We start from the raw sequence: 18,199 nt of genomic DNA, 5'->3' as shown, positions 1-18,199 counted from the left end.
GTGACTCTGGCGACCCTGTTCGTTCTGTGTCGCTTGGTGCACTTTGCGGCGGTGATGCTGATGTTCGGCATCAGTCTGTTCACCGCCTTATTGTCACCGCAGCGCCTCTCCCCGATCCTCTCCCGCGATGTGCGTCCGCTACTGCTTGCCGGCACCTGGATTGCCGGGCTTTCCGCCGTGGCGCTGCTGGCCATTCAGGCCGGGCAGATGGGCGACGGTTGGGAAGACGCCTGGCGGCTGGAGGTCTGGCGGGCGGTGCTCGGCACCACCTTCGGCGAAGTGTGGCGCTGGCATCTGGGCCTGTCGCTGCTGGCGATCCTGGGCCTGCTGCTGCCGGAACGGCCGCGCGCGCAGGCGTTGGCGCTGTGCTCAGCGCTGCTGCTGATGAGTCTGGCGTTTATCGGCCATGCGGCGATGCATGAAGGCGCGTTGGGCGCGCTGCACCGCGCCAACCATGCGGCGCACCTGCTGGCCGCCGGCTACTGGTTCGGCAGCCTGGCGCCGTTGCTGGTTTGCCTGCGTTACCTGCAGCCGCCGCAGTGGCGCAGCGATGCCATCACCACGCTGATCCGTTTCTCGCGCTGGGGGCACCTGGCGGTGGCGGCGGTGATCGTCACCGGCATCGTCAACAGCCTGATCATACTCGGCGGTTGGCCGCTCAACCTCGGCTCGCCTTATCAGCGCCTGTTGCTGATCAAAACCGCGCTGGTGGCGCTGATGGTGATGGTGGCGCTGGCCAATCGCTACGCCATCGTGCCGGCGATGAGCCGCGTACCGGCGCTGGCGCAGCGCGGCGTGGTGCTGGCCTGCTGGCTCGAAGTCGGGTTGGGGATGGCGGTGCTGCTGCTGGTCAGTTTATTTGCAACCTATGCGCCGGTATGACATTTCAGCTTGCCGCAGGCCGGCAAGCTGCGGGAAAATCGACGCGAATAGCAACCTTAAGGCCATCACATGAAATCGGTATTACTTGGCATTACGCTGCTGGCAACCGCGACCGGCGCGCTGGCGGCAGACAAACTGGTTAACATCACCAAACTGGAGTACGGCAAACAGTGGGCGTTCACCAAGGAGGAAGTGACGCTGCAGTGCCGCAGCGGCGGCGCGCTGTTTGTGCTGAATAACAGCACTCTGATGCAATATCCGCTCAACGACGCGGCGGAGCAGCAGGTGAAGAAGGGCCATCAGCGCGCGCAACCGCTGGAGGTGATCCTGCTGGACGACCCTGCCGAACCGGGGAAAAAAATGAGCATGGCGCCGTTTATCGAGCGCGCCGAGAAGCTGTGCGCTGACTAACCGCTTGTTTGCCAACGCCTTGCCCAGCGTGCGCAGATTGATGCGCATTTGCCGCATAGTTATTTCGTCACGAAACTATCACGCGGCCGCCGGGCGGCTGGCAAAACTGGCGCGGTAGGCTACTCTTAAAGTGCACGGCTGAACAAGCCCTGCATTAAATGCCAACTTTTAGCGCACGGCTCTCTCCCAAGAGCCATTTCCCTAGACCGAATATAGGAATCGTATTCGGTCTTTTTTTGAGTTGTTGATTTTAAAGGATTTATTTTAGTTTGTCCGAAAATGTCCGAAATATGTCCGAATTTTGATATTCGGTCTTTTACAGCATCACGTACTCTTTCCCCCTCGTTTTAAGATATTTCAGCGTCATCATTTCCGTTGTATGCCCCAGCAGCTTTTGAGCAAATGCCTTGTCGTTCTGCTTTTCGTACAGGCGCCCGGACAGGCTTCGGATCTCGTGGAACGTCGGCGGGCTTTCCTGAAATTCCAAACCTGATGCTTTCCGCGCGGCGACAAATTTTTTCGTTAGCCCGTCGGGATGGATCGAACCATCTGGGCTATTTTTCCTGATGCCGGCGCTGATCATGAAGTCTGTCGTACTGACCAATCGGCATCGGTCGATAACGGTGCCAAGCCGCAGGCCCATGCATTTCAGTTCAAGATCAAGTGGGAGGGAGAGTAAAGCCCCCGTCTTGCCTTGTTCAACCTGCAGGCGCCCGTCAACGATATGGCTAAAGCGCATTTGTGTCAGATCCTCGCGGCGTTGGCCGGAGACCAGTGCGAGATCCATCGCCAGGCAGAACCACGGCGGCATTGTCTCCGCTGCATCTCGAATCGGCCCGTATTGCTTCAGCTCCAGACGTTCGCGCATCACGACAGCTTTCGCCGCACGGGTAGGGGTCACAGGGTTGTTTTCGATGTGACCTTCCACGATCGCCTCGCGGAAAATATCAGACAGCACCGATCGCATGGTTGCGGCCATTGTCTTTTTGTTCTGGGCGATCCAAAACTCGAGAAATTCGGCGATGTGGCGTGTCGTGATTTTTGTCAGCACCATGTCGCCCAGGCGTTCCCGGATAATGGCAATTTGGCCGGTGCGCACTTTGTATGTGTTCTCGGCCAGTTCTCGGCGCTTGAATAGGACATCGTACCGATCGAGCCAGGCGTTTAGCGTGTATTCGTGGCTGCCCTTAATTTTCTCCAGGAGCAGAACGGGAGAGTAATTTTGTTCGATATAGTGGTTGGCTTCAATCGCCTGGGCGATGGCCTCGCGTCGCGAAATCTGGCCGAGAGAGATCTCCTTTTTGGTGACTGGATTGCGCCAGTAGAATGCGTTCCGGTTTCGGCGGAATGTCAGGTTTTTCGGTAAGCGCATGTCATAACCCTCCCTTCGCCGTGCCATTGATCACTTTCTCCATGAACGCGAGCCTCGCGGGATTAGGGCTCTGCGCTTCCTTTATTTTTCTCCCCAGGTTGAAGTCCTTGGGGTTGATGTAAATAGTCCCTGGTGTCAGCCGGTACTGCTTGCCGTGCTTCTCCGCCGGCGGGTAAAAGTTTCCGTTGCGCGCCCAGCGCCAGAGCGTCTGGATGCTTGGTTTTTTATCGGTGTAGTTATCATCTCGCCATTCTTCGAGAGTCATCCATTTAGCCATTGGTCATGCCTCACTACTCAGCACAACCGGCCACAATATTAGTCGTGGCCGGCGTTGTGCGTTGATTTTCCAAAATCAGCCCTGAAACTCTGGGCGCATATCGTCAAGCGCTAGCTGGAAACGCTCCATGTCATCAGCGCTTAGATCTCGCTCTGACCGTCGCACCAGCGCCTCTACCGCGGCGAACTCATCGACACTCCGGCAGTCTTTCAGCTGGCTGCTGATGCTGCCGCATGCGGTGATCTGCCGGTGGCGCTTAATCACTTTGTTTTTCAGCTCGGTGTAAGCGGCGATCCCCAGCTTTTGACGTAACTCTTCAACCTGTGCGCGGATATTTGAGGCTTGGTCTGTTGTTTCTGCCTGATCGATAGCTGTCCGAATGCCGCCGGCAATATCATCCGTATCGACAGGCGGGGCGCTCTGCTGTACAGGTGCGGCGACAGGTCCGTCCGCAAGCTGGCTCACACTGACGCGCGAGGCGCCGCGCTGCGGGTTAATTTCGCGTTCTTCCGTCTTTTCCAACTCGTCGATCGTGTAGACACCGAGAATCACTTCCGGGCAGTACAGGCGCGCCCAGCGCTTCACTGCCAGATAGGCCAGTTGTTGGCGCGGATCATCAGCCCAAAGCGTAGAGTTGCGGGTGCGGGCCTGCGCCAGCATGAGCACTAACTCCCGTGGTTTATCCTCCCCCCTCAGCGTTGCCCAGACGCGGATCCCGATCCCTTCTTCATCAGCCAGGCGCCAGCCAGGAATGCGATACTCCCCTTTATCCCCTTTGCGAATATCAAATTTGCCGATCACCTTTTCCCACGGACCGAACCAGTCATAGTTGATGCGGTCGACCAGCGGCCCGCGGGTGGAAATCACCGCATTAACCAGTTGCGCCTCGTACCCGAGAACGCCGCTCACGATGAAAGTTTTCTGAGCCACCGCGAAGGGGTTCATTTGCCACTGGGCGGCCTGCATGGCGATCGCCATGCAGTCGGCCGGGTTCCCTCGCAGATGGGCGGGGATCGTCGCTGTACCGCTCGCCATGACCTGCGCAAATTGGTTGATAGCGGTCAGGTATTGCGGGTTGAACAGCGCGATGTTTGAGTCAGTGACCGACGCCGTTTTTTCTTCAGGAATGCTGATATTGCTCATAATGTTTTTGCCCCTTACGCAACGCGCAGCGCTTCCATGCGGCGCTGGTCATAGTCGTTTAAGTCGTCGACGATCTCTTCGGTGATCGGTGCCGGCCAGGTGTCGGTGTCGAATGCGTTTTTGATGTCTCGCAGCGCCTTTTTGTACTCAAGCCGGCCAAGCTCAAGCAGGTCAGGAGAAGCCTCGACGATAGCTACCCAGTGATAGCCCTCGTCTTTGTTGACGAAAATCCAGAAGAACTGGTCAAAGGCGGCGATGTCGCTATACATGGCGGCGCTGAGGTGGTAGTCCCGATCGATAATTTCCCGGTGCAGCTTGGCGCGCAGCGCGTCTTGCTTTACGCGGCCCATGCTGACTGATTTCAAATCCACACCTACGCGCACGCTGTTAAGATCGATCTCAAGGTCAGGGCGGACGCGGACCTCTAGGCCGGTTTCCTCATCAAAGCCGAAATAACTTGCTTCAACCGCACGCTGCTCATGCTGCAGTAGCGGACCCGCTGAAGGATGGGTAAACAGCGCACGCTGAATGGCTTTGGCGTGTTGCATTTGCTGCTGGGTTACCTGCTGACGGCCGTCATCAGAGTTTTTCCAGGCATCGAGCAGTTCGTCGGCAAAGATGGCTGTTGGCAGAATCGTTTTGATGCGCGCCGCCATGTCTTCTTTGTTCCCGCTGACCGACAGCGGAGCCGGGATCGCAACTTCACGAGCCGCAAACTCAGGATCGATGATTGCCAACTGCTCGAGTAGCGCTTCGCGGCCACCGCTGACCTTAAGCGGTTCAGGCAGCGTGCTGTTGTACTCTTTGATGCAGGCTTTCATGGCTGTAGCGGTGAATTTCTGGCCGTCAGGAATGGTCTGGAATTCCGGCGGCAGCAGGGAGTAAATTCGGCCTATTTCGTCCGCATTACCGCCCAGCGCGTAAGGTGTTGGCAGCTTCGCGTTGTGTTCATCAATGACGGTGCGCAGAGTGTCCGTATCCGCCATTTTCGGCAGCGTATCGTTGTGCTGTTCAATAAATGCGCGCATTGAAGCGGTATTCGTGAAGGCGCCGTCCGGGATAATCGGCTCTACGTTGAAATCTCGCTCCAGATTCTCTGGCTCAAGCGCCAGCGTGTGCACCAGCGAGCCGAACGTCAGCGCGTCGCTGCGTTCCCGGCCGATCGTTTTGATGACGTGGCGCCCGTGGTAATACATCAGGCTGATTCGCGCGTCCTTCACCTGTGTGCTGCTGATGCCGTTCGCAGCGTGATAGGCTGTGTTTGAAATATCAGCGTAACGGCCTGGCTCGAAATACGCCTGCGCGCAATCTGCTGCAGGCTCACTTTCTTGCGGCTGCGCTACTTTCGCTTTTTCACCGTCGTTTGAGGCGTCATTGTATGTCTGCTCTGGTAGCTGCTCGGCATCTTTGCTCGGCTCGCTATCAACCTGCACTGTAGCCAGCGGGGAGGCTTCGAAAAGACTGGAGACATCGAAGCGGCCACCGCCTAAACTGACAAGCTCTGGCTCTGGCTCTGGCTCTGGCTCTGGCTCTGGCTCTGGCTCTGGCTCTGGCTCTGGCTCTGGCTCTGGCTCTGCAGCCAACTGCACGGCATCCGGCGCCGCACCAAATTCATAGACGCCATGCTCAGACAAATATTTCTCAATCCAGCCGCGGAGTGTGGCAGGGAAGTGGTACATATCAGACGATGGAACATTGCGGATCACGCCGAAAATTGTCTCACGGCTGTATTTTAGGATGTTCGGGGCAGCGCGCAGCGCCATTGACCAACGCTTAAAGTCTTCGTCATCGTTTTTTATTTTTTTCTGCGCCCAGCGATCGATCTCACCGGCGATATTTTGGCAGTCGACATCACCGACCCACAGCGCGCAGGCGATCTCACGGTCAAGGGCGTCATGCGTTTGGGTATAGCCGCGCTTATGTACGGTTTTCGTCGTTTCTGCTTCCGGCTCCGGGGCCGGTTTCAGCAACTGCTCAACGTACTTGCGAATGTTGATGAAAGTCGATTCAGGATCGGTTTCTTCATAGCGACGCGCGACCCCGGCAACGAAAGCCGCGAAACGCTCAGGATCCATGCAGGAAACGGCAGGCAGGCGAAGAGCCTGCAGCATATCGGCAATATAAGCGGATTCGCCGCTCAATGCGGTGTTGATTACATTGGTCATCTGGGGTTTTGTCAGCACAGTGTCGATCACCTCGAAGCCGTGCAGGATGACGGCGACAGCCCGTGTGTCAGCGCTCATTTTTGCGAAGTAAGCGCGCGGCTCTTGGCCGTGGGCTAGCTCCCCGCCGTCATTGGTCGTCTGGTCTACCTGTGGCTTTTGGCTGCTGCTGGTTTCTGCCGCACCAGCATCACTTGCAGGTTTGTGCTGCTCCTGCACTTGTTCGCGCTCAGTCGCAGGGATGACCTGCCACGACAGGTTATCGTCCAGCTTGTAGCGCAGGCACCAGGTATCACAGAACGCCGCTTCTGGCGGCAGATCGTCAACAACGGGGTAATTGGTGCGCACCGGCTTGAAGTAAGCGGATTGATCCAGCTCGGCGTCCTCGATGTGGTTTTCGAGGTCACGTTTTGCCCGCGCATCGTTCTTTGCTTCAAACCAGATGAAAAGCGAGGGTTTCCCTGACTTTTGCTTTGCCTTTAAGTGATAGGCGTAGACGTTTTGCATTGTGCAATTCTCCTGAGTTTTAGGTAGAATGCAGGCCGATCGGTGCTGCATCCTCGATGTGGTCATTGGTCATGCCTCGGCTGTTAGGGTTGGTCCCCTGGCAGCCCGTCACCGGGACGTTAAGCCGGTAGACTGGCCCGCCTTGTGCGGGCCTTTTTACTTTTAATCGCAATAACTCATTCGGCAGTGCGGACAATCAATAATGTGGGTGCTCGCTGCCTTTTCTACGGAAATTCCTGAAACAAAGTCGCCGTGTTTATTCTCAACAGGAACATAAACATCTTTGTTGCAACGGTAACAAATCCCATCAATTGGCGAGAAATTCGGAAGGCGGTTGTCATTGCAATATTTGCTCTGAGCCTCAATTGCTAATTCAGTGTTGAAAGTTTGCATTATATAAACCCTCTCTTTGGTGATATTGAAATACGCCCTGCGAGTTGACGCCCGCCACCCGGTGGAGGAAACGCCGGGCGCATTTCAATACGGCCGGTTTCCCGGCCTGATTTAATTACCTGTTTTCTTCTGGGAGATAATCGGCCAAATCAAGACGACAATGCCGATTACTAAAACACCGTCAGCCAACATCGACATAATTCGACTGGTAAAATCGACGGCAACAACCAAAAATAACAGGACGATAACTGCAAGCCACCGCAGCTTGTCCATCAGACATATTGATCCAGTGGCAACTGCAGGGCTTGAGCGATCTTTTTCAGCGCCGCTTCTTCTTCTTCACCGATCCCGTCTTGATCAGCAATATCCAGGCACAAGCACAGCACATCAACGGCATCCGCCGTGCCGGCAACATCGGCCAGTTCACGCATAGCTTGCGCGTTAGCGCTGCGTGGCGAGGCCTCATAGCGTGCGCGAATGTTGCTGCTCATCTGGGCAATCTCACCGGCAAACGGCGCAAAGGCCGGGAGTGCACTGATGGTTTTTTCCAGTACGGCGATCTCTTTAGCGTCGCAGGTGCCGTCGGCATATGCGATGGAATACGCTCCCCAGACAGTGGCCTCGACTGCGTCGCGGTTTTCCATTTTTTTTACTTCAACAACTGCTTTGCGGGCTTTCTTTTTGAACATTCCAAACATGTTATTTCTCCAGTTGATTGGCTTTGTGAAATGCATTTGTTAATACACTTCAAAAAGCCCCGCCAGCGATGGCGGGGAAGACTACACACAGCAATTAATGTCTGGTTGCGTTACTAAAAATTGAAGCAAGGAATAATTTTGCTAACATCCCCATTGGATTATCGTTATCGATCATGATGCAATTATCACCGAGATTTAAATGAGACTTTAACGCAGCATTAGTAGCGTGCTCTTGACAGCAAAACTCACCAAGAGTTTCGCCATTAGGCTTAACTACAGAAACTGGTGTGTCTTCATTTTTCTCATTGATAACCAAATACCCCATATTTTCCCCGCCAGTCGTCATGGAAAAAATATCATCATGAATTCTTTTTACATGGATGCTTACTGAATATGATTTCATGGTCATGCCTCATAAGGTTAATTAAATGGGTTGCCGGTTACGTTTCCGGCGCCAGAATATGGCCGTTCCCTGGTGTGGCTGATTAATTCACAACGCGGTCGTGCAGTTCTTCGACGCGCTTGCTCATTGTGCCCAACTGCTCCTTGGTGCCGTTCAATGCATGAGACAGGGCATGACCCATCACCTCATTGAAGGTTGGCTCTTTGGCCTTCGGTTTGGATTGCTCCGCCAGCAGCTTAATCTGGCTCTGCATGGTTTCGGCTGCACGCAGAACGGCAGTACCGGACACGTTCTCGACTTTGGTTCCCGGCTGCTGCAGCTGGAGCTGCACCAGCTTCGCGCGCTTCACTACTTCGGCGATCACTGCAGGGATGGTGCCGGCCAGCAGGTCGGCAGCAGGGCGGAGATCTGCATCGGCCGAAATGGTGTCTTTGCCATACAGGCGGATCAGGCGCTCAACGGCCTCGGCGTCCGGCGGTGTCACGTTAATGATGGCGTCCAGTCGGCCCGGGCGGAGCATCGCAGGGTTGATGTTCTCCAGGTGGTTCGTGGTCAACACGGTTATGATGTTGTTGGCCTTTGTGTCGATGCCGTCGAGGATGTTCAAAATGTCATCCATAGCGACGGAACGCTCGCCGCTGACAGCACGGTCAATGTCTTCGCAGAAAATCACACAGGCCGTTTCCTGATACTGCTTGGCGAACTCAATCGCGTCAGCCAGCTCATCAGAGCGCGGCACGTACAGATAGGTGACGCCGTTGTCGGTTGCCAAACGCGAAGCTACGGTCGCAGCCATCGTTTTACCGGTGCCGTATGGCCCACCCAGCAGCACGCCGCGTTTTACCGGAATGTCGTTCGCGATGCAGTCGGTAATGCGCTCGATCGGCGTGAAGAGGTTGGTTTCGATCGCTTCGGTCACTTCACGGGAATAAACCAGCATGTCGCGGCTAATGGACGACGTGTCCAAGAACTTCGGTTCTGGCATTTCGATCAGGTCGCCGTCGTCATCGCGGAAGCGAATTTTGATGGCTTTACCGGCATAGATGGAGCCACGTTTCAGGATGTTGGCGATATCGTCAAACAGCTCTTTGATGACGCTTTCGTCCTTACGCTGAATTTTTGCAGCTGTCACAAAGCAGATGCGGCCGTCTTTGCGATCGGAATCAGTCTGAACGAAACCATCGATGCCAGGCAGGCTGAAACGTCCCCACGGAATTTCTTTGGTTTGGTTCGGCCCGACTTCAATGTTGATCATCGCTGGCGGTTGGCTACCAAAAAAGCCCGGAGTTGACTCGGCCGCTGCCCAGCCGAAACGGTTGGTTAATGCCTGTGCCAATGCGTTTGCGCCGTCCCACGGGAACACGTTAAATTCGCGGCGGATGATCACTTTCTCGCTCAGGTAATCACGGCGGCGCTCCAGCAAATCGATCGCATCCTGAACGCCCATACCGACAGGAATAGTCAGTTTTTCGCCGTGGTGAACAACTTCGGCAACGTGAACCTGCTTTTCTACTTCATTCAGTGACTTAGACATCATTTGTTCCTCTGTGGTTATGTCAGAACACCCCGTTCTGACTTTGGTCATGCCGTGTTTGGTCCTGCCCATTAATTCGGGCATTTTTTACTGCTGTTTCAGGTGGTGCTTTAGTGCGTGCCGGCTGGCTCGAATTCCGGCGGGATCCGCAGGGATTCAAAAGGGCGCTTGATGGCCCGTAGATTGCCGACCGGTTCGAACCGGTAGCGGCCGCGGATGTAATCGAACGATGCTACCCACGGCGCGCCGGTGCGCGAGTTGCGGAGGCTGACGGCCTTACCGCTGTTTGGGACGATCTTGGTCATGGTCACGCCTCCCTAAATCAGTGCTGCGGTAGTGATGACGCTGGCCCAAAAAACGAGGCAGGCGCCGACAACAATCAAAAACCAGAAACCTCTGTTGCTCATGATTGCCTCGGTGCGCCCCTTAGGGCGCAACAGGTTTACTTTCCAATCAGAAGAAGCATGTCTTCTGCAGTAATTGCCGTCAGTGCCTCTTCATACCGATCTTGTGCATCATCAAGGGTTTCGATGCACTCAGCGTGATGTTTTGCATGAACCAAGTTTTTGGCCGCTTCTTCAAGTCTTTTACGAACATCCTGTAAACGTGTTGTTTCGCCCATCGTATTGCCCTCTGCTGTGTGGTCTGTTGGTCATGCCTCGGTGCTGTCTTTCCAGCTGTCAGAACGTTTTTCACCTGCTGCGTTAGCGAATCATCCCGGTCTTCGTGCGCCCCGGGCGGCTACTTCGTGGGCTTCCTGCCTGTTCGCTGCTGCTTGATGGAATAGAGATTACAAATTAAATCGTAATTGGTCAATCAAAATTACAATAAAAATTTAAACCCATGAGGCAATGTGAGGATCGATAGGCGTAAAAAAACCGGCTTATAGCCGGTTTGGAAGGGGGGGAGAGGTTAGAAAATCAGTTTGGCAACAGCCATTGAGATACCGGCGATACCGATCATCGTTGCGGCAAGCCATTTGGTCTGGGTCGAAATGGATTGGTGAACTTCGATGCGAACGGAAGCAATATCTTCTTTGGTCGCATAATTGGACTTCATAACCGCAATGTCTGTTTTGATTTCAGCAAGAGAAATCTCAAGTTGCTTTACCCTTTGTTCAAGCATATCCCCGCCTCCACCTGTGCCGTCTGACTTTGGCAGTCTAGCAAACTGAACAACATTTTCATCATTAGTTTTCATCGTTGCTCTCCGCAGGGTAATTCTCTCTGAACCAGTTCAACAGTTTCCAGGCGTTAAAGAATGATGTATGCCCACAGTTTCCACACACAACAGCAAAGCTGGAAATGCCCGGCATTCTTTTGTCAACTAGGCTAGGGGATTGATAAATAGCGACATAATCATGGGCCTTGGACGTTAAAATCGTTGAGCCTCGATATTCAACATGCATCAATGGTGTTGTTCTGTCAGTACTTCCGCAGGCCGGGCAAACGTCAGAAACTCTCTTTTCTTTTAAATAGTTAGCGAGAATTTGCGGGGTGATCTTTTTAAACATTACCTCAGTAGTATCTGAAGACATAGCTGGCTTCTCTTTGCTGATATTTGAACATCGATTTACTCAGAGTGCAGGTTTTTTCTCCGCTGCAGATATTGTTGAACAAATGAATCAAGTTCTTTCAGGCGTGCAGAAAAAGCCGCGATCATATTGTCCTGCTCTTGAGTTGGAAGTTGGTCAAATAAATCTATCAATTCTTTCTGTTTATCAGACAGTTGCTTTTCCTTTGCCGGACTTCCAAGGCCTTCTTCATCTTCTGGGGAGAGGAAAAACCAGTAAACCGGACGTCCAGTTATCTCAGACAGTGCTTCGAGCTTATCCATGCGTGGCATTACGCCTTTTAGCCAGCCCTGTACTGACTGAGGCTTTACACCCAATCTGCGGCCTAGCTCAGACTGATTTAACCCAAGTTCATCAAGAACCTGTTGAAGACGCATAACAAAAATCATGGGGCACCTCAATAACTGTAGACAATGATTCTACAGAAATTTTCTGTAACCCTCATTGCAAATATACCTTGTAATTTAAGTTTTAATCTGTAATTCTTTTCGTGTTTATTAACTGAGGAAACGTTATGGAAAAGCAGTTACAGCTGAAGTTGCTGGAGATCATGAACCAATCAGAGCTAGGCCGGCGGCTTGGCAAAAAGCCACAAACTATTAGTGGCTGGTTTAAGCATCGAGTTCCGGCAGAGGAGGTTATCCCAGCGTGTGTTGCTCTTGAGTGGCGAGTTACGCCGCACGAATTGCGACCAGATAAATATCCCAACCCAACGGACGGTTTACCGCCAGAACAGCAGGATACCAAGCCTGCAGCCTAAGGACATGATTTATGGAAATCAAACACGAGCAGATCCGCGACGCTCTGCGCGGATGGGCCACGGAGGCCACTCAGCGCACGGTCGCGGCGGAAATCACCCGCGCTTACTTCAAGTTGGAAATGCAGGCGCCGCAGCTGGCGCAGATCGAACGCGCCGACGGCAGCGTTGATGATGCTGCATGGCACAACAACAAACAGCAGATCTTTCGCTGGCTCGACAGCGATAGTGCTGGCGCCCGCCAGAAAATCCAGGAGCTGCAGCCGGCGATCCTTGCTGCGCTGCCGGCAGTGCTGCGCGCCCGGTTGGTGGCGGGGAACAGCATCGAATACCTGGCAATCCGCGCGCTGAAGGAACACCAGGAGGCGATCGCCGCCGCGCTGCTGCACGCATCACCGGCAGATTTTGAAAGAGAGTGCGACGAGGCAGAGCGCAGCTTCTACGAGCTGCGGCGAGCTTACAGCGCACTGCATTAACCGAGGCATGACCAATGACCATTAATCACGACGATTTCCTGCAGAAGCAGATCACCGCGCAGCTGCGTGAGGCACGGTTCGACGAGGCGGTCGCCACGACGTCGGCGGCGGCTGCCGTACAGCACCAGCGCCACAATCCGAACATGAAACTGCCCGACCTGTTGGTCTGGGCGCGAAGTTTTGCAAAGCACTGCCAGCGTTTGAAAGGGAAGCCAGCGCCGCAGGGAACACGCGCGACGGCGCGAAACTGACCTTTTAGAAACGCAAACCGTAACGCTGTCGGCGTTACAGATTACAGAAAGTTGAGGCACATATGGCGGCAAGTTGGATCAAGGTTGAAGTGATAACCCCGGATAAACCGGAGGTGTTCCAGCTGTCGGAAATCCTGAATCTGGACCCGGACGCCGTGTTAGGCAAGTTGGTCAGATTATGGGCGTGGGCCGATCAACAGACCATTGACGGTAACGCAAAGTGTAACGCTGCGAGCGTTACAAAAAATGCAGTTGATCGGATCACTTTCGTTTCCGGTTTTGCAGATGCGCTGATCAGCGTTGGCTGGCTGGCGCTCGATGGGGAGACGTTGGTTTTTCCGAACTTTGAAAGGCATAACGGGAATTCATCGAAAAAACGAGCACTTACAAACAATCGCGTTGCAAATTCCAGGAAAGTGAAACGCGGGAGTAACGCAAAAGGTAACGCAATTAGTAACGCTGCGAGCGTTACAGATGCGTATCAAAAAGCGTTACCAGAAGTAGAGGAAGAAGAAGATCTAAAAGATAAACCCCTCTCTCTATCGGGAGCGGGCGAAATTTCACCAGATGGACAGGGAACAGGGCCGACACCCTGGGAAGACCAAGACGACGAGAACCCATGCGGAAAATTTCCGATGAGCACCAGCTGGGCTCCGACGGTTGATTTCCAGCGACTGGCGGCGTTGTGGGGCCGAATTATCGACGGCCCGGCGCCGGGATATACCCCGCAGGAGCTGGCGAGCTTCCAGGCGTACTGGAAAGCCGAGGGCAGGGTATTTAACCAGACGCAGTGGGAGCAGAAATTCGCCGATAGTGTGCTCTACGAGCGCCAGGCGGCGGCCAAACGAAAGCAGCATGCAGGAGGTTCAAATGCGACCAGATACACCGCAGCAGCCGCAACCGCTCAGCAGCAGGTCAGGGCCGCACGAAACGCAGAACGGGAGCGACAGGGCTTGGCTCCTCTGGGAGACGATGGCGGGGATCTACGCCAACCGCTGGGTGACCAAGAACGGGGTGGCACCATCCACGATCTGGGGCCAGACGATTTCGAAATTCTCAGATGACCAATTGGCCTACGCCGCGCGCCGGTGCATGGAGCGCTGCAGCGCCGGTAACCATTGGCCGCCTGACCTTGCGGAATTTACTGCGATCGTCGGCGAGTGCACGGCCAACCCGTTCGGCCTGTCGGCGGACGACGTCATGACTGAATACCGCCGCTGGCGCAACGAATCTTGGCGTTTCGACGGCGCAGATAGTTTCGACTGGCGCCACCCGGTGCTGTTCCAGATTTGCCCGGAGCTCCGCCGCGCCGGCGTAGAGCGCAAACTGGGACACAACGAACTCGCTGCACTGGCCGGCCGGCTGCTGGTGAAGTGGGCAAAGCAGGTGGAAATGGGCTTCTCCATCCCACCAGTGAGAAAAACGAAAGCGCTGGAGAACCGGCCGCCGGGCGATGCACAAGTCGCTGACACGGACGGTCGCTATCAGCGAAAGGGCATGGAAATGCTGGCACGGATCCGCGCCAGCATGGGTAACAACAACGTGAAATAACCGAGGCATGACCAATGACCAGAATTACAACACGGCAGTTTGTCGAACTTATCCAGGGCAAAAATCTCTCCACTGCAGAGATCAGCGCCCTAACGCATGAAAAACACCCAGGGAATAGCATGACACGATCGCAGATCTGCATTCGGCTGAAATCGATGCTCCGGTCGCCAAACGTGAACATGATCCGAACCGGGCAGGGAAACAAGGCGCGCTATCACCTGATAGGCGTGAATGAGCGTTTCTACGAACTGGGTGAAGTTAATTTCCGGCCAGCAGGGAAGAAAACCAGACCGGACAAAACGCTGTGGCACTTCAACCCAGTAGAGCTGAGGTTTTGCCACATGCACAAAATGTTTGATCAGGCGCTGGCTGGCGTACGTGGGAGGGCTTGCTGATGTTCGGTTTATTCCTGCTCGTTTGCTACACCTACCAGCCGTGCGATTACGTTCCGCAGGGGTGGGTATATCCCGATCGTTCCAACTGCCTCGAAGATATTCGGGAGCAGTCCCTGCCCGGGCAGTATGAGTGTTTGCCAGTTGATGGGATAATTTCCGCTGCTCGTCTGCGTGACAACGATAGGGGGGCGGAGCGGTGATCTGGTGGCTATTCTTTGCGTTTCTGTTCGCCATTGGCGCCGGCGTAGTTGGCTTGTGCTTCTGGGCCATTGTCGGTGTTTGCTTCGCTGACGATGATGGCGATCACCCGGATCGCCGCAATTACGACTAATTCTCAAACCCGCTCCGGCGGGTTTTTGTTTTGCTGCATACTGCACAAATTACTGTTTATATATACAGTATTTTGGTGTAATAATTAAAAAACGAAGTGAATCCGAGAATGTCGGAGAAAAATATAATGGATGTAAAACAAGATGTTGCTCATATTTTGCCCGAGAATGGTCGGGCGCTGGTTTACATGACCCACGGGGCGATAACTGCGGTTTTACCGCTGAAGGAGAGCCAGATCGTCGCCGATACTGAGCTCATGATTGTGCTGCTCCGACGTATGGGCTACGACGTCCGGAGAAAGTGATATAATCCTATCATCAGCCTGAACAGCTGATCACCTGCTGCGCCACCACGGAGACGAAAATGGCGCAGTATTCGTTTTACAAATCCCAAGGCGGGATCCTCGTGCCGGCAACGCCCGACACGGTCGATTTCGTCACGAACAAACTCAAGCTGGGGGCGGTTGTCACTGGCGAGTTTAAGCGCGCCCGAAATCCCGGACTGCACCGCAAATTTTTCTCACTCCTAAATCTCGGTTTTGAATACTGGACCCCGACTGGCGGCGCAGTATCAACGTTTGAGCGCCAATTTCTCCGCGGGTATATCAATCGCCTGGCGCGCCATGTTGACGATGCTGGCGTGTTCTATGCGCTGGCGGACGAATACCTGCAGCTGGTGGCCGAGAAGCGCGCCGAACGGCTGACGATTGCAAAATCCTTCCACGCTTTCCGCCGATGGGTAACCGTCGAAGCGGGGCATTATGATCTTTTTGAACTCCCCGACGGTTCGACTCTGCGCGAGCCGCGATCGATCTCATTCGCAAAAATGGACGACCTCGAATTTAACGACCTGTACCAGGCAGCGCTTAACGTGTTGTGGACCTTCATCTTAAACAAATCCTTCCCAACCATCGCCGAGGCAGAGAACGCCGCGGCTCAGCTTATGGATTATGCAGCATGAGCAAACTGACAGACGAGGCCCGCGGCCGTGATTGCCAAATCAGGATCCCCGGCATCTGTAACCGAAACCCAGAAACAACCGTCGCCGCACATTACCGGCTGGCCGGCACCTGCGGCACGGCAATAAAGCCAGATGACACGCAGGCCGCGTGGGCGTGCAGTGCATGCCACGACGAAATAGACCGGCGCACGCGAATTGTCGATGCGAACGACGCCCGACTGATGCACGCCGAAGGTGTTCTTCGTACGCAGGAAGTTTTGAGAAAGGAAGGAAAACTATGAAATTGGATATGTACGAAATTCTTTCTCGTTGGGGAGTGTGGGCGCGAGAAAGTAGTGGCATTGACTATTCGCCAATCGCCGCAGGCTTCAAGGGGCTATTACCTCATCCGTCCAATGGTAAGCTGTCCTGCTGCGATGATGATGGGTTGGTAATCGATGGATGTGTGGCTAGGCTGAAGAGGTATAAGCCTGAAGAGCACGACGTGGTGATTGCGCACCATGTTTATGGAATATCTTTACGCAAGATTGCCAGGAAGCGTAAGTGCTCAGATGGAACTATCAGGAAGGAAATGCAGACAGCTGAAGGGTTTATCGGAGGGTGCCTAGCTATGTTGGAGTGGGACATATTGTATTGATTAGCTGAATTAATCAACCCTTACCAAGCCGCATGGAATGGTAAGGGTTATCGCAATCCGATAAGTATTACTGAAAAACGTCGCCCGGCCTCTATCAAGTACAGAAAACTCAAACATGTGAAAAACAATGCACTTGAGAAGAAGCAAAATACCAACTTCCCATGAGATAGTAAGGTTACGATACTTATAACAATTACAATTATTAAAAACAAACAGGTTAACACAGTGTCGGATATTAATCTGCCATAATGGCCTGTTTTAATCATATTGGCGATTAGCTTTTTATCTATAAGTGCAGTCAAAAGTGAAATAGAGGTAATCAGGAAACCTAGAAGTGTGCCAGCCAACCCCACAATTACTCCTGATGCACTTATCGCAGTTTCTGGTTTTATTTGAGCATCAAATCTCCAAAAAAAGTACACAGCAATGGCACTTACAATTGACCTAATCGAGAGCGCGCCCCATCTCACCAAAGTAGTCATCTATTCCCTCCTGGCATTCAGCCTTCGCCGTATCGAGCAGATTATACATGGTTATGGCCGGCGGGAAATGAGCATTAGTTTCAATTTGTTGTATGGAGAATACGCGATCAGCTATAAGATCTATAGGATGTTCAATACCTTCATCAAAAACATAAGCCCTTGCAGTTGTCGCTCCAGACTGAACCAAGGCTCGAAGTGTATCTTTTAAGCGATTGCTCATTTTCCCTTCGGTATCAGCGCGACGCAGGTCTACACCCATTGTTACCTTTAAACTGTCAGCATCAACCCCATTCATAAGGTCGATCATGCCGCGACCGTAGTTATCTGCAGGGTATAAGTCTGGATTGGTTGGCCTAGGGAGTGTGAACTCAATTTTTTTCAATGTCACATCCCCACTCATCAACCGCCCGATTGCATCAGCTTGTAATATTGGGTCGGCCGATATTTTGCAGTCGGCAATAGCGCTAAGAAATCCTGCGAACTGATTAATACTACTAGAGTGGCTGTTTTTGTGCCAAGCAACGATATCATTTTCGACATAGTAGGCAAAAAAGTTTCTTTCTATCAATCCTTCGTTATCATCTAACTCTATCTCTTGAGATTGCCCACCAACTTTCCCTATCTCTGGTATGTCTGTAGTTCTGAACTTCCTGAATTGACCATAAATTGCACGAGGATTTCTTTTATTTCTTAATCCCCAGATCTCCCTCGTATATCCACCTTGATTCAAGGCGGTTTGAGTATCATCATCATTTTCTAAGAGGTCAAAGAGTGTTTCGAAACTATCGATTTCTCTATTTGGTGTTAACGATAACTGGAAAAACTCAACCTTATAATTCTTTTCGGCCATAATAATTAACCTGATAATTATTCTTTTAGTGTGCTCAAATGGATAGACAAGAGCATACAAAAAAAGTAACGCGTACGCAAAAACTGTTGTAATGTGTTAAGTGTGGTTACGTAGTCACGTAGCTTACCCAATCAAAAACCTCGCCTCGGCGGGAT

29 protein-coding genes are annotated in these 18,199 nt (G+C 53.2%); 13 read left to right on the top strand and 16 right to left on the bottom strand.

The window, feature by feature from the left end:
• Nucleotides 1-882 carry a copper homeostasis membrane protein CopD gene (gene copD / locus ACOWVD_RS07160; protein WP_044031456.1) on the top strand — a complete coding sequence of 294 codons (882 nt, stop codon included), beginning with the start codon at nt 1-3 and terminating at the stop codon, nt 880-882.
• 69 nt (nt 883-951) lie between these two features.
• Complete coding sequence (locus tag ACOWVD_RS07155) at nt 952-1,293, top strand: YebY family protein (RefSeq protein ID WP_004940890.1); 342 nt, start codon at nt 952-954, stop codon at nt 1,291-1,293.
• A gap of 316 nt (nt 1,294-1,609) precedes the next feature.
• Here ACOWVD_RS07155 and ACOWVD_RS07150 read toward each other — a convergent pair whose 3' ends face one another.
• The 14 genes from ACOWVD_RS07150 to ACOWVD_RS07085 all read right to left on the bottom strand — a co-directional run bounded on the left by ACOWVD_RS07150 (nt 1,610) and on the right by ACOWVD_RS07085 (nt 11,732).
• Complete coding sequence (locus tag ACOWVD_RS07150; protein ID WP_060437652.1) at nt 1,610-2,692, bottom strand: tyrosine-type recombinase/integrase; 1,083 nt, start codon at nt 2,690-2,692, stop codon at nt 1,610-1,612.
• Nucleotides 2,667-2,942 carry an excisionase gene (locus ACOWVD_RS07145; protein ID WP_015377485.1) on the bottom strand — a complete coding sequence of 92 codons (276 nt, stop codon included), beginning with the start codon at nt 2,940-2,942 and terminating at the stop codon, nt 2,667-2,669. The genes ACOWVD_RS07150 and ACOWVD_RS07145 overlap by 26 nt, the downstream gene beginning before the upstream one ends.
• A gap of 75 nt (nt 2,943-3,017) precedes the next feature.
• Nucleotides 3,018-4,085: a RecT family recombinase gene (locus ACOWVD_RS07140; protein WP_421105555.1), complete on the bottom strand. Its 1,068-nt coding sequence runs from the start codon at nt 4,083-4,085 to the stop codon at nt 3,018-3,020.
• A gap of 14 nt (nt 4,086-4,099) precedes the next feature.
• Nucleotides 4,100-6,754: a RecE family exodeoxyribonuclease gene (locus tag ACOWVD_RS07135; protein WP_421105554.1), complete on the bottom strand. Its 2,655-nt coding sequence runs from the start codon at nt 6,752-6,754 to the stop codon at nt 4,100-4,102.
• 162 nt (nt 6,755-6,916) lie between these two features.
• Nucleotides 6,917-7,147, bottom strand: coding sequence for a hypothetical protein (locus ACOWVD_RS07130; RefSeq protein WP_421105553.1), 231 nt, complete (start codon nt 7,145-7,147; stop codon nt 6,917-6,919).
• Nucleotides 7,148-7,258: 111 nt separating this feature from the next.
• Complete coding sequence (locus ACOWVD_RS07125) at nt 7,259-7,420, bottom strand: DUF3927 family protein (RefSeq protein ID WP_154626688.1); 162 nt, start codon at nt 7,418-7,420, stop codon at nt 7,259-7,261.
• Complete coding sequence (locus tag ACOWVD_RS07120) at nt 7,420-7,845, bottom strand: tellurite resistance TerB family protein (protein WP_060443319.1); 426 nt, start codon at nt 7,843-7,845, stop codon at nt 7,420-7,422. The genes ACOWVD_RS07125 and ACOWVD_RS07120 overlap by 1 nt, the downstream gene beginning before the upstream one ends.
• 94 nt (nt 7,846-7,939) lie before the next feature.
• Nucleotides 7,940-8,248, bottom strand: coding sequence for a hypothetical protein (locus ACOWVD_RS07115; protein WP_421105552.1), 309 nt, complete (start codon nt 8,246-8,248; stop codon nt 7,940-7,942).
• A gap of 82 nt (nt 8,249-8,330) precedes the next feature.
• The gene (locus ACOWVD_RS07110) at nt 8,331-9,782 is read right to left on the bottom strand and encodes an AAA family ATPase (RefSeq protein WP_072271596.1); all 1,452 of its coding nucleotides are present in this window, start codon (nt 9,780-9,782) and stop codon (nt 8,331-8,333) included.
• A gap of 110 nt (nt 9,783-9,892) precedes the next feature.
• Nucleotides 9,893-10,087: a hypothetical protein gene (locus tag ACOWVD_RS07105; RefSeq protein WP_015377490.1), complete on the bottom strand. Its 195-nt coding sequence runs from the start codon at nt 10,085-10,087 to the stop codon at nt 9,893-9,895.
• A 137-nt stretch (nt 10,088-10,224) separates the two neighbouring features.
• Nucleotides 10,225-10,404, bottom strand: coding sequence for a hypothetical protein (locus ACOWVD_RS07100; protein ID WP_421105551.1), 180 nt, complete (start codon nt 10,402-10,404; stop codon nt 10,225-10,227).
• Nucleotides 10,405-10,694: 290 nt separating this feature from the next.
• The gene (locus ACOWVD_RS07095) at nt 10,695-10,982 is read right to left on the bottom strand and encodes a hemolysin XhlA (protein WP_421105550.1); all 288 of its coding nucleotides are present in this window, start codon (nt 10,980-10,982) and stop codon (nt 10,695-10,697) included.
• Entirely contained in the window at nt 10,972-11,319 is a 348-nt protein-coding gene (locus ACOWVD_RS07090; RefSeq protein ID WP_421105549.1) for a hypothetical protein, read from the bottom strand. The genes ACOWVD_RS07095 and ACOWVD_RS07090 overlap by 11 nt, the downstream gene beginning before the upstream one ends.
• A 35-nt stretch (nt 11,320-11,354) precedes the next feature.
• Nucleotides 11,355-11,732, bottom strand: coding sequence for a helix-turn-helix domain-containing protein (locus tag ACOWVD_RS07085; protein ID WP_421105548.1), 378 nt, complete (start codon nt 11,730-11,732; stop codon nt 11,355-11,357).
• A 137-nt stretch (nt 11,733-11,869) separates the two neighbouring features.
• Between ACOWVD_RS07085 and ACOWVD_RS07080 the strand changes: the two genes are divergently transcribed.
• From ACOWVD_RS07080 to ACOWVD_RS07030, 11 genes are all read left to right on the top strand, one after another.
• The gene (locus ACOWVD_RS07080; RefSeq protein ID WP_084969844.1) at nt 11,870-12,115 is read left to right on the top strand and encodes a transcriptional regulator; all 246 of its coding nucleotides are present in this window, start codon (nt 11,870-11,872) and stop codon (nt 12,113-12,115) included.
• A gap of 11 nt (nt 12,116-12,126) precedes the next feature.
• Nucleotides 12,127-12,588, top strand: a complete 462-nt coding sequence (locus ACOWVD_RS07075; protein WP_060437645.1) for a toxin YdaT family protein — start codon at nt 12,127-12,129, stop codon at nt 12,586-12,588.
• 14 nt (nt 12,589-12,602) lie between these two features.
• Complete coding sequence (locus ACOWVD_RS07070) at nt 12,603-12,839, top strand: hypothetical protein (RefSeq protein ID WP_060447357.1); 237 nt, start codon at nt 12,603-12,605, stop codon at nt 12,837-12,839.
• Between the two features lie 62 nt (nt 12,840-12,901).
• Nucleotides 12,902-13,903: a DnaT-like ssDNA-binding domain-containing protein gene (locus ACOWVD_RS07065; RefSeq protein WP_421105547.1), complete on the top strand. Its 1,002-nt coding sequence runs from the start codon at nt 12,902-12,904 to the stop codon at nt 13,901-13,903.
• The gene (locus ACOWVD_RS07060; protein WP_421105546.1) at nt 13,854-14,390 is read left to right on the top strand and encodes a replication protein P; all 537 of its coding nucleotides are present in this window, start codon (nt 13,854-13,856) and stop codon (nt 14,388-14,390) included. Before ACOWVD_RS07065 ends, ACOWVD_RS07060 begins: the two co-directional genes overlap by 50 nt.
• Before the next feature lie 14 nt (nt 14,391-14,404).
• Nucleotides 14,405-14,785, top strand: coding sequence for a hypothetical protein (locus ACOWVD_RS07055; RefSeq protein ID WP_103773916.1), 381 nt, complete (start codon nt 14,405-14,407; stop codon nt 14,783-14,785).
• Entirely contained in the window at nt 14,785-14,985 is a 201-nt protein-coding gene (locus tag ACOWVD_RS07050; protein WP_147095335.1) for a DUF1482 family protein, read from the top strand. Before ACOWVD_RS07055 ends, ACOWVD_RS07050 begins: the two co-directional genes overlap by 1 nt.
• Nucleotides 14,986-15,242: 257 nt before the next feature.
• Nucleotides 15,243-15,419, top strand: coding sequence for a hypothetical protein (locus tag ACOWVD_RS07045; protein ID WP_015377497.1), 177 nt, complete (start codon nt 15,243-15,245; stop codon nt 15,417-15,419).
• Nucleotides 15,420-15,478: 59 nt separating this feature from the next.
• The gene (locus ACOWVD_RS07040; RefSeq protein ID WP_060443311.1) at nt 15,479-16,075 is read left to right on the top strand and encodes a DUF1367 family protein; all 597 of its coding nucleotides are present in this window, start codon (nt 15,479-15,481) and stop codon (nt 16,073-16,075) included.
• Nucleotides 16,072-16,356 (top strand): DUF1364 domain-containing protein, encoded by a 285-nt coding sequence (locus tag ACOWVD_RS07035; RefSeq protein WP_421105545.1) that lies wholly within the window; start codon nt 16,072-16,074, stop codon nt 16,354-16,356. Before ACOWVD_RS07040 ends, ACOWVD_RS07035 begins: the two co-directional genes overlap by 4 nt.
• Nucleotides 16,353-16,712, top strand: a complete 360-nt coding sequence (locus tag ACOWVD_RS07030; protein WP_421105544.1) for an antiterminator Q family protein — start codon at nt 16,353-16,355, stop codon at nt 16,710-16,712. Before ACOWVD_RS07035 ends, ACOWVD_RS07030 begins: the two co-directional genes overlap by 4 nt.
• Before the next feature lie 47 nt (nt 16,713-16,759).
• On the opposite strand, the gene ACOWVD_RS07025 is transcribed toward ACOWVD_RS07030, so the two are convergent.
• Complete coding sequence (locus ACOWVD_RS07025; RefSeq protein WP_421105543.1) at nt 16,760-17,194, bottom strand: hypothetical protein; 435 nt, start codon at nt 17,192-17,194, stop codon at nt 16,760-16,762.
• Entirely contained in the window at nt 17,157-18,044 is an 888-nt protein-coding gene (locus tag ACOWVD_RS07020) for a DUF6731 family protein (protein ID WP_421105542.1), read from the bottom strand. The genes ACOWVD_RS07025 and ACOWVD_RS07020 overlap by 38 nt, the downstream gene beginning before the upstream one ends.
• Nucleotides 18,045-18,199 lie beyond the last annotated feature (155 nt).

The sequence above is a fragment of the Serratia sp. SA088 genome (assembly GCF_049065515.1).
Classification (GTDB): Bacteria; Pseudomonadota; Gammaproteobacteria; order Enterobacterales; family Enterobacteriaceae; genus Serratia; species Serratia nematodiphila.
This window is presented reverse-complemented; position numbering and strand designations above follow the sequence as displayed.